This is a genomic window from Antrihabitans spumae, assembly GCF_043944905.1.
GTDB lineage: Bacteria > Actinomycetota > Actinomycetes > Mycobacteriales > Mycobacteriaceae > Antrihabitans > Antrihabitans spumae.
On the sequence record NZ_JBIMSN010000082.1, the window covers coordinates 25,509 to 35,132 of the forward strand.

The window sequence follows — 9,624 nt, forward strand, 5'->3', positions numbered from 1 at the left end:
CGCAAAGGCGCCTGAACTCACGTTCAGGCGCCTTTGTCGTATCTGTGCCCCCCCGGCGTAGGCATAGATGCTGACGTACCGGTCACGGGGCGGTGAGCGCTCGACGCCGACCGCACCCCCCGCTCGTCGAACAGGCTGTTAGTGGAACAGAACGCGAGTGGCCTCCCCGGTAACCGCCTGCTCGACGCCGAGTTCGCGCGAGCCCGGCCGCGAACGGGCAACCAGTGCCGCACACTGCGCCGGATATTGACACTGAGAGCCCGTTCGAGCAGCTCGGTCCGACCGCAGGCGCAGACCGCAACCCAGCTCGGCGAGCAGGCTGTTACTGGAACTGAACGCGAATGGCCTCCCCGGTAACCGCCTGCTCGGCGCCGAATTCAGGCGAGCCCGGCTGCGAACGGGCAACCAGTGCCGCACACTGCGCCGGAAATCGACACTGAGAGCCCATTCACGACGCGGTGGTGGCTTTGCGCGCAGGGGAACCGGGGTGGGGGAGGGGAGTGGCAAAAGCGAAGGCCCCGAATCGATTACTCGATTCGGGGCCTTCGGTTGTGGACGATCTCAGATACGGCTAGTGGCTGGGTCCGTGCCCGTTGCCATTGCCGTTCCCGTTGCTGCCATTGCCATTGCTGCCGTTTCCGTTGGCATGGCCGTTGCCGTTCGAACCGTTGCCGTGGATACGGTCCTGGTAGGTCCGGAGGATGGTCAGCTGACGATGCTCGCCGGCGTGCTCTTCTGCAGCGAGCGCTTCGGCCTGATCCAGCGGGTCTGCCCGGAAGAGGCTGCCGAGGCCGGGTGCGCCTGCGGAACCGAGCTTGTTCATCTTCTTCGGGACAGGAGCACCCTGGTACTCCAGCGGGATCGGGTGGCCATGCTCGTCGACCGGTCCGAGTGGCTGGTGAACCTCGATGTACTGACCCGACGGCATCCGCTTGATGTGGCCTGTTTCGATGCCGTGCTCGAGAACCGCACGGTCCGCACGCTGCAGACCGAGGCAGATCCGGTAGGTCACGTAGTAGGCGATAGGCGGAACGATCAGCAAGCCGATACGGCCCATCCACGTCGTCGCGTTCAACGAAATGTCGAACTTCAGCGCGATGATGTCGTTGACGCAGGAGAGGGTGAGCACCACGTAGAAACCGATCGCCATCGCACCGATACCGGTACGGACCGGCACGTCACGCGGACGCTGCAGCAGGTTGTGATGCGCATCGTCCTTGGTCAGCCGTTTCTCGATCCACGGGTAGGCGAACATCACGCCGAACACGAGACCCATGAGTATCGCAACCGCGAATACAGCGGGAACCGTGTAGCCGAACGGATAGATCTCCCATGCCGGCCAGAGTCTGGCCATGCCGTCCGTCCACATCATGTAGAAGTCGGGCTGGGAACCCGCGGAGACTTGAGACGGGTTGTACGGACCCAAGTTCCATACCGGGTTGACCTGGACGAGACCACCCATCAGTGCGATCACGCCGACGACCATCGCGAAGAACGCGCCACCCTTGAGTGCGAACACCGGAAGGATTCGGACACCGACGACGTTCTGCTCGGTGCGACCCGGACCGGGGAACTGCGTGTGCTTCTGGTACCAGACGAGCGCGAGGTGCACGCCGATCAGGGCCAAGATGATGCCAGGCAAAAGCAGGATGTGTGCCATGTACAGGCGCGGGATGATGATCGTGCCTGGGAAGTCACCGTCGAAGATGAGCCAGTGCATCCACGTGCCGACCACCGGAATACTGATCGTGATACCGCTGAAAGCAGCGCGGAGACCGGTACCGGAGAGCAGGTCGTCCGGGAGGGTGTATCCGAAGAAGCCTTCGAACATCGCGAGCACGAGGAGCAAGCTGCCGATCACCCAGTTCGCTTCACGCGGGCGACGGAACGCACCGGTGAAGAAGATGCGGAACATGTGGATGATGATCGACGCCGCGAACAGCAACGCTGCCCAGTGGTGGACCTGCCGGACGAAGAGACCGCCGCGGACCTCGAAAGAAATATCCAACGTGGTCGCATAGGCGCGGGACATCTCGATGCCGTTGAGCGGCTGATAGGCGCCCTCGTACGTCACTTCTGCCATCGACGGGTCGAAGAACAGGGTGAGATAGACGCCGGACAACAGCAGGACGATGAAGCAATACAGCGCGATTTCGCCGAGCATGAAGGACCAGTGCGTCGGGAAAACCTTGTTGACCTGGCGTTTCAGGCCTGCCGCGAGATGGTATCGAGAGTCGACGCCCTCGGCTTGTTTGCTGATTCGGCTTGTCATGTTGTTGGACGCTCCCAAAATGCCGGTCCGAGGGCTTCGATGAAGTCACCGTCGGCGACGAGGAATTCTTCTTCCTTGCCGTCGGGGCCCATCTCCTTTATGACAGTAATTGGCAGCTGTGGCAATGCCCTAGCTGCGGGACCGAAGATCGGCTTGCCGAATTCGGTCGCCAGGAACTGCGATTGGTGGCACGGGCAGAGGATTCTGTTGGTCTGCTGTTCGTACAGCGAGGTCGGGCAACCGAGGTGCGTGCAGATCTTCGAATACGCGAAGTAGTCGCCGTAGTTGAAGCTTTCCTGACCCTTGCGCTTGATGGCCTTTTCGGCATCGGCTGTGCGGAGGCGGATCAACATCACCGAGTTGCGGATGCCGCGCAGTTCCTTGAACAGCGCATGCTCGTCGTTGCGGTGGGCTTCCTTGAACGGGAAGACGGTTTCCATCGAGCCTGCGTCCAGATCCTCCGGGCGGACGAGCACGATGTCGTGGGGGCGTCCCGTGTCGCGACGCAGGTAGATCGTCTGGCCGGGGTAGTCGGGGGTCCAGCCGGACACCCAGAGGTCGGACTTGTCGCCCTTCGCCCACGGGTTCTTGATCATGCCGCCGAGGAACGGAAGTACCGCGGTGAGTCCGACTGCGCCGACGCCGAAGAGTCCGCTGCCGATGATCAGCTTGCGACGGCCGATCGTCGACGTCTCCAAGGAGTCGCCGAGCACTGCGACCGCGGTCTTCTTGTCGAGTTCCGAGGAGCCGCCGTCGTGGCGGTCCTGGATCGACACCTCTTCAGGGATGAACTTCTTCGTGTAGAGCACAGCGCCGACGCCGAGTGCGGTGACGGCAAGGCCGAGAGTCAGGCCGTAGAGGGGGGTGGCGAGCGTGTAGAGCTGGTAGCCGTCCTCGCCGTATCCCTTGTACTTCCAGGGCCAGAAGATGTAGATCGCGCCGAATGCGAGACCGGAGACGCCCGCAAGTGCGAACCAGAACGCAACAGCACGCTCGGCGCGCTTCTCGGCCTTGGTGCCTTCGACCGACCAGCGGTGACGACGGTAAGCGACGTCGACGCCGTCCATGTTGGTACCGAGCTCGAACAGTTCGTCCCTGCTCATGTTGTCGAGCTCTTCGGACGTGTACTTCTTCGGCTCGTCCGAGGACCCAGCGCCGTGTCCGGCGTCAGTCATGACCTTGCTCCGATCCACAGTGCTGCGCCGACGACGGCGATGATCCCGATACCCCACAGAGCCAGTGCTTCGGTGGCTGGGCCGAAGCCTCCGAGGCCGTATCCGCCGGGTGCGGCCGTCTCGTTCGATGACATGACGTAAGCGATGATGTCTTCTTTTTCTTCAGGGGTGATCTGGCGGTCCGAGAACTTGGGCATGTTCTGCGGACCGGTGAGCATCGCCGTGTAGACCTGTGCCTCGTTCGCCTTGCCGAGTGGGGGCGCGTATTTGCCGGAGGAAAGCGCGCCACCCTTGCCGGTGAAGTTGTGGCACGAGGCGCAGTTCAACCGAAAGAGCTCGCCACCGCGGGCGATGTCGTCGCCGCGCAGCGAGGAGGTCGCGATTTCGTCGCCGTCCCTGATGACAGAGGGGCCGCCGCCGTTGTCGGCGATGTAGGCGCCGAGGGCATCGATCTGCGACTCCGTGTACTTGACTTCCTTGCGCTCGGCCTGCGCTTCACCGCGAGCGGCGGGCATACGGCCGGTGGACACCTGGAAGTACACGGCGGCTTCGCCGGTGCCGATCAAGCTGGGACCGCGGTCGGCGACACCTTGGAGGTTCGCACCGTGGCACGTGATGCACGACGTGTCGTACAACTGCTGCCCCTCGCGAATGAGCGCAGCCTTGTCCTCCTGTGCTGTCGCGACCTGAGGGGTCGGCGTGAGCGCAGCAGCGAGAAAACCGGCACCGACCAAACCGAGCAGTAGCACCAGTGCACCCGCGACGCGTCGCCGGAGCTTGCGCTGGCGGCGCGACTTGGTAGCCGTACGTGCGCCGGAGCGATCCGGGCCGTCAGGCTCGACTGCTGGTGGTGGAGAAGAACTCATCTGTATCCCTTTTGGTAGAGGGGGACCGACGGGGCTGTAAGCGTGTGGGCTGACGTGCTCAACGGACGAAGTAGATCGTCGCAAACAAGCCGATCCAGACGATGTCGACGAAGTGCCAGTAGTACGACACGACGATCGCCGCGGTTGCTTGCGCAGGTGTGAATTTACTGACCTTGGTGCGGGCAATCAGGAAAACGAACGCGATGAGACCGCCGATGACGTGCAGGCCGTGGAAGCCGGTCGTGATGTAGAAGACCGATCCGTACACGCTGCTCGAGATCGAGGTGCCCTCGAGGACCAGGTGGTAGTACTCGTAGCCCTGACCGGCGACGAAGATCGCGCCCATCACCAGAGTCACGAAGTACCAGCGGCGTAGTCCGAACACGTCGCCCTTCTCCGCCGCGAACACACCCATCTGGCAGGTGAAGGACGACAGGATCAGGACGGTCGTGACCGGAATCGCGAGCGTCATGTTGAGCTCGGTCGGTTCCGGTGGCCAGTTGCCGTTCGCCTGGGCTCTCGCCACGAAATACATGGCGAACAGCCCAGCGAAGAACATCAATTCGCTGGACAGCCACACGATGGTGCCGACGCTGACCATGTTGGGTCGGTTCAGCGAATGCACGCGCTGGGTAATTGCCGAGCCGGGAGTGCCTACTGCGGTCGTCACAAGGAGAAGTATGACCCGTCGTAGTACGAAAGATGTGCCGGGGTGCGAAATTGGTCCGTCGTGTTTTTTCCTCGAGCCTCGCCGGTTCGTAATTTCGCAGGTCGGGCGGCATGCGAGAGTTTGGGCATGGATGAGTCGCGACGCGCAGGGTCTTGGTTTCGGCGATTGTTCGCCCGCGGCGGAGCCCGGAGTCGGCTCGACCCGACGCGTTCCGATCTTGTTGTCGTAGCCTCCTGCTTCGACGACGCGGAAGCATGTTCGGCGGCCCTGCAGCGGGCGGTGGAAACGGAGCCGCGACTCGATCCGGACGCCGAGCTACTGCTTCGGCACCATCTCTTCGTACCGGAACGAGCCGTCTCACGGGTGAGCGAGATCGCCGCGCAGGACGGTTATCTGCCCGCCGAACCTGTGCTGTCGAACCCAGACGGGCTCACAGCCGTTGTCTTGCAACGAGTGCAGCGCCTCGACGCATTGCACTGCTCGCAGGAACGCTCTCGAATGGCCGGATTGGCGCAGCGCCACGACGGTCATGTTGCGGGCTGGGACGCGATGCAGCCGGGCTGACTAGGCTGCACGCATCGATTTCGGAAGGCACTCATGAGCGGGCTTAGGAATTTCGAGGAAATGACGACGGCAGAGCAGGCGATCGGGTCAGGCGACGGCACCGTGCGCAGCTGGCCGCAGGTGCTCGGCAAGTTGACCGGCGGTGCGGACCTCAGCGCACTCGACACCGCATGGGCGATGGACGAGATCATGTCCGACAATGCGACATCGGCGCAGATAGCGGCCTTCGGTGTCGCCATCAAGATGAAGGGACCGACCCGTGACGAATTGACGGGTCTCGCGGCGTCGATGATGGCGCATTCGCGGATCGTCCCCGTTGATGCGGACGTCGTCGACGTCGTCGGTACCGGCGGCGACCGTTCGGGGACGGTGAACATCTCGACGATGGCCGCGATCGTGGTCGCAGCGGCGGGCGTACGAGTTGTGAAGCACGGAAACCGTGCTGCGTCGTCGAAGAGTGGCGGCGCCGACGTCCTCGAGGCCCTCGGTGTGCGGATCAACCTCGGTCCGCTTGGCGTTGCTCGCTGCGTCGAGGAAGTCGGCATCGGCTTCTGTTTCGCAGCTGTGTTTCATCCCGCGCTTCGGTTCGCTGGCCCGACCCGTAAGCAGATCGGGATTCCGACCGTGTTCAACGTGCTCGGACCGCTGACCAATCCGGCTCAGCCGCGCGCGGGACTGATCGGCTGCGCATTCGCCGACCTGCAGGGAGTTGTCGCCGAGGTCCTTGCCGAGCGCGGCTCCAGCGCACTCGTCGTGCGCGGCAACGACGGCCTCGACGAGATCACCACGTCGACGACGACCGAGATTCTTGTCGTCGCCGACGGTTCGATCACGCCGTTCACACTGGACCCGACGGATCTGGGGTTGCCGATCGTGCCGCTCGACGCCTTGCGTGGCGGCGATGCGGAGGCGAACGCCGTCGTCGCGCGGGAGTTGTTCGCAGGTGCGAAGGGTCCGGTCCGAGATGCGGTGGTGCTGAACGCTGCCGGCGCGATCGCTGCGTTCGACGGCGTCGGCGACGACCTCATCGGTGCATTGCGGGCCGGTATGACGCGGGCAGAAGCGGTGTTGGACAACGGCTCTGCCGCTGCACTGCTCGACAAATGGGCGGCCGTCACCGCCGATCTCGGCCCGGAATAAGCGCGTTCAGTCGCCGAGGGAGAAGCCGGCGTCGACGTCGGCGCTCGCGTAGGACTTGAACGCGATGTGCGTTGCCGTCTTCGTGATGCCGGGAATCTTGTTGATGGAACCGGTGACGACCTCGGCGATCTGTGCGTGGTCGCGAACCTTCACGATCGCGATCAGGTCGACGTCACCGGCACAGGAGTAGACCTCGGCGACGCCGTCTGTGTCGGCAACGGCCTGCGCGGTTTCGGGAATTCGGGCGGCGTCGGCGTCGATCAGGACGATCGCAGTGATCATGTGGCTCCCCGGTTCGGTCGGTGCGACAAACTACTCGGTTCGCCCAACTCTAGTTGCGTCTGATGTCACGCCAAGCGCAGGTAGGTCGCGCCCGCCGACTCCGCTCTGACGGCGTCACGTGCCAACTCGGACCAACCGATCCAGCTACCTGCGCCGAGCGCTGGTTCGCAATAGCCCTCGGTGGTCCGAACGATACGAACGCCTGGACCGTCGAGCCAGCGGGCGATCAGGCCGACCTCTTCGGCCATCGAGCCACGCAGTGGGGACGGATCGGGGAGGACGGTTTCGGCGGTCGCGACTATTGCTTCGACAACCGGCATCGGTGCCACGCCCCGCGCGGCATTTCCGGCGGCCGCGAGCCTGCCGGACCTGATCACCGCGAATTCCCACCCGCCGTCGACGGCAGGCCGGGCAGCGATCAACTCGGTGATCGCCGCGAGGGCGGTCAATCGCTGCAGACGGCGGACCGCGCCAACCACTGCGGCGGCGCGATCACGCAGGCGAGCGGCGCCTTCGTAGTGCTCGGCATCGGAGAGTTCTTCGATACGCCGCCGCATTCTTCGCAACGGCTCGTCGTCTGCGCCGCGGAACAGCGCAACGGCAAGAGCTGGGGCGATGCTGTACTCCTGCGCACTGGCCAGTGTTGCGTTCGACGATGCCGGGCAACCTCCGACGACGGCGGGTGGGCAGTTCTCACCGTGCAGCCGACTGGCCGGTATACGTGCCGTGCAGGATCGGATTCCGCAGAAGTCCCCGATGGTTGCTGCGACGTCGGCGGCATCGGTACGTGAGGAGAACGGACCGAGTGCGTCGGCAGTGGGCTTGCGAGTGAGGGTGAAACGAGGAAAGGCCTCGTCGGTGAGGGCGACCCACCAGGCCCGTTTGGGAAACTTCGACCGGCGGTTGTAGGGCGGCGTGTGTGCGACGAGCAGCCTGAGCTCGCGAACGCTGGCTTCGAGTGCGTGGGCGCATTCGACATGGTCGACTCGTTGCGCAAGCGCAACCATCTCTTTCATCCGGCCGCGCGTCTCGGATCCGGTGAAGTAGTTGCGCACGCGGCGCTGCAGGTTGACCGCCGTGCCGATATAGAGGGCCTCGTCGGAAGGACCTCGGAAAAGGTACACGCCAGGTTTCCGTGGCAACCCGGTGGCGAGCGACCGTTTGGCGCGTTGGCCTGCCGATATGGCAGGCAGATAGTCGACGAGCTCGGTGTAGCTGTGCACGCCCTGATTGCCGATGCGCTCGAGCAGGGCGTGCAGAACGTCGACGGTCGCTCGTGCGTCGTCGAGGGCTCGGTGGGTCGGTTGGGTCGATGCTGCGAACAGTGACGCCAGGGCGGACAGCTTCACCGATGGTGCTTCGTCACTGGTGAGAACACGTCGTGCGAGCTTGACCGTGCAGAGCACCTTGAACGCAGGCCACGCGGTGTCGCACCGGGTCGCCGCGGCTCGAAGGAACCCGATGTCGAACTGCGCGTTGTGAGCGACGAGCACGGCACCTGCCGCGAATTCGAGGAAAGCGGGTAGTACTCGCTCGATCGGGGGAGCGCCGATGACCATTGCCGAGGTGATCCCGGTGATCTCGACGATCATCTGCGGTATCGAGCGGCCTGGATCGACGAGTGTTGCCAGTTCGCCGATCACCTCACCGCCGCGAATCTTGACGGCGCCGATTTCGGTGATGGCGTCGTTGGCGGCGCTGCCACCTGTGGTTTCGAGGTCGACGACGACGAAGGTCGTGTCGTGCAGAGGGGTGTCCAGCTCGTCGAAGGTGAGTTGGCGCCCGACCGGTTGGTAGCCGTGCCGATCGAAGGGCCGCGGCGACCCGGGAGCCGGGATCGGCCCGCCTGGTGCGGGGGAGTCCCATGGGATCGGCAAGCTCACGGGCGTCAGAGTAGGACCGCCCACCGACAGGGCTCGCCAGACTCACCGCAGCGGTGTTCACGTAGCGATTCGGTGGTGTTCGTTCGCGGCCTCCAGGCGATATCCGTACGCATCGAAACAGCGATTTCACCCCCGAATTCCGTGACTTTTCGCAGTTGGAGATGGGGATCACAGTGATTGCCGAATCGAATGAATATACGGCGGAATCCGAGAGCGAGACGCTCGCAATTATCGGTGTTTTCCCAGGTGTTTCGAGATCATCGGCTCTGGGTAAGGACGCCCCCGTCGAGGCAGGCTTCGAATTGCCGTTGACCAGTAACGACGAGGTAACGCCGGGTCGGGTTCTTAGCGATTGTCCCGCGCATAACGCCCTGGTCAGAGGCCTGTATTCAGCGGCTTCCCAACGAGGCGATGCATAGTCCGAATGAATGTGACGCCCGTCGCACCATGGAATGGACCATTCGGTCGGAACAGCGCTATTCAGCGGAGGTAATTCGACACCACGTATATCGCTTCGTAATCTTTTCGAGACCAAGCGGAGTCTTGCTGCAACCAAACGCAGCATCGCCTGGTCACCACCAAATCGGCAGCTTGTACAAGAAGCCGAGCCGGGAACCCAAGTTTCAACTGGGGTGAATCCCGTCCGATCGCAACGACGTAGTCGCGATCGGCGGGTAGGGCGAACTTCCTAGCCCGAACCCGTCAGCTAACCCAGATCTTTCTCCGGGCTGACGTGCCGGCTTGATCTGTTTCGGATTGGGTTTTCGATCTT

Annotated in this window: 8 protein-coding genes and 1 riboswitch; of the genes, 2 read left to right on the forward strand and 6 right to left on the reverse strand. The window is 63.5% G+C overall.

Annotated features, from left to right (window positions below; all coding sequences use genetic code 11):
- Window positions 1–571 precede the first annotated feature (571 nt).
- From qcrB to ctaE, 4 genes are read right to left on the reverse strand one after another with little or no spacing between them, the layout of a single operon-like run.
- Complete coding sequence (gene qcrB / locus ACHIRB_RS18760; RefSeq protein ID WP_395125734.1) at window positions 572–2,272, reverse strand: cytochrome bc1 complex cytochrome b subunit; 1,701 nt, start codon at window positions 2,270–2,272, stop codon at window positions 572–574.
- Entirely contained in the window at window positions 2,269–3,447 is a 1,179-nt protein-coding gene (gene qcrA / locus ACHIRB_RS18765; protein ID WP_199706838.1) for a cytochrome bc1 complex Rieske iron-sulfur subunit, read from the reverse strand. Before qcrA ends, qcrB begins: the two co-directional genes overlap by 4 nt.
- Window positions 3,444–4,313: a cytochrome bc1 complex diheme cytochrome c subunit gene (qcrC, locus tag ACHIRB_RS18770; RefSeq protein WP_199706837.1), complete on the reverse strand. Its 870-nt coding sequence runs from the start codon at window positions 4,311–4,313 to the stop codon at window positions 3,444–3,446. The genes qcrA and qcrC overlap by 4 nt, the downstream gene beginning before the upstream one ends.
- A 58-nt stretch (window positions 4,314–4,371) precedes the next feature.
- Complete coding sequence (ctaE, locus tag ACHIRB_RS18775) at window positions 4,372–4,983, reverse strand: aa3-type cytochrome oxidase subunit III (RefSeq protein ID WP_199706836.1); 612 nt, start codon at window positions 4,981–4,983, stop codon at window positions 4,372–4,374.
- A gap of 126 nt (window positions 4,984–5,109) precedes the next feature.
- On the opposite strand from ctaE, the gene ACHIRB_RS18780 reads away from it, so the two are divergent.
- Complete coding sequence (locus tag ACHIRB_RS18780) at window positions 5,110–5,547, forward strand: hypothetical protein (RefSeq protein WP_199706835.1); 438 nt, start codon at window positions 5,110–5,112, stop codon at window positions 5,545–5,547.
- A gap of 60 nt (window positions 5,548–5,607) precedes the next feature.
- Window positions 5,608–6,687 carry an anthranilate phosphoribosyltransferase gene (trpD, locus tag ACHIRB_RS18785; RefSeq protein ID WP_395116889.1) on the forward strand — a complete coding sequence of 360 codons (1,080 nt, stop codon included), beginning with the start codon at window positions 5,608–5,610 and terminating at the stop codon, window positions 6,685–6,687.
- A gap of 6 nt (window positions 6,688–6,693) precedes the next feature.
- Here the strand turns inward: trpD and ACHIRB_RS18790 are convergent, their stop codons facing one another.
- Together ACHIRB_RS18790 and ACHIRB_RS18795 are read right to left on the reverse strand one after the other, a co-directional pair.
- Window positions 6,694–6,969, reverse strand: a complete 276-nt coding sequence (locus ACHIRB_RS18790) for an Lrp/AsnC family transcriptional regulator (RefSeq protein WP_199706833.1) — start codon at window positions 6,967–6,969, stop codon at window positions 6,694–6,696.
- A gap of 65 nt (window positions 6,970–7,034) precedes the next feature.
- Window positions 7,035–8,807, reverse strand: coding sequence for a DEDD exonuclease domain-containing protein (locus tag ACHIRB_RS18795; RefSeq protein ID WP_395116958.1), 1,773 nt, complete (start codon window positions 8,805–8,807; stop codon window positions 7,035–7,037).
- A gap of 655 nt (window positions 8,808–9,462) precedes the next feature.
- A riboswitch (cyclic di-AMP (ydaO/yuaA leader) is annotated at window positions 9,463–9,565 on the forward strand.
- The last annotated feature ends 59 nt before the right edge of the window (window positions 9,566–9,624 follow it).

Excerpts from the sequence above, each read along its gene's own strand:
- qcrA (WP_199706838.1), bottom strand. The coding sequence starts at position 3,447 with ATGACTGACGCCGGACACGGCGCTGGGTCCTCGGACGAGCCGAAGAAG.
- ACHIRB_RS18780 (WP_199706835.1), top strand. The coding sequence starts at position 5,110 with ATGGATGAGTCGCGACGCGCAGGGTCTTGGTTTCGGCGATTGTTCGCC.
- qcrB (WP_395125734.1), bottom strand. The coding sequence starts at position 2,272 with ATGACAAGCCGAATCAGCAAACAAGCCGAGGGCGTCGACTCTCGATAC.
- qcrC (WP_199706837.1), bottom strand. The coding sequence starts at position 4,313 with ATGAGTTCTTCTCCACCACCAGCAGTCGAGCCTGACGGCCCGGATCGC.
- trpD (WP_395116889.1), top strand. The coding sequence starts at position 5,608 with ATGACGACGGCAGAGCAGGCGATCGGGTCAGGCGACGGCACCGTGCGC.
- ACHIRB_RS18790 (WP_199706833.1), bottom strand. The coding sequence starts at position 6,969 with ATGATCACTGCGATCGTCCTGATCGACGCCGACGCCGCCCGAATTCCC.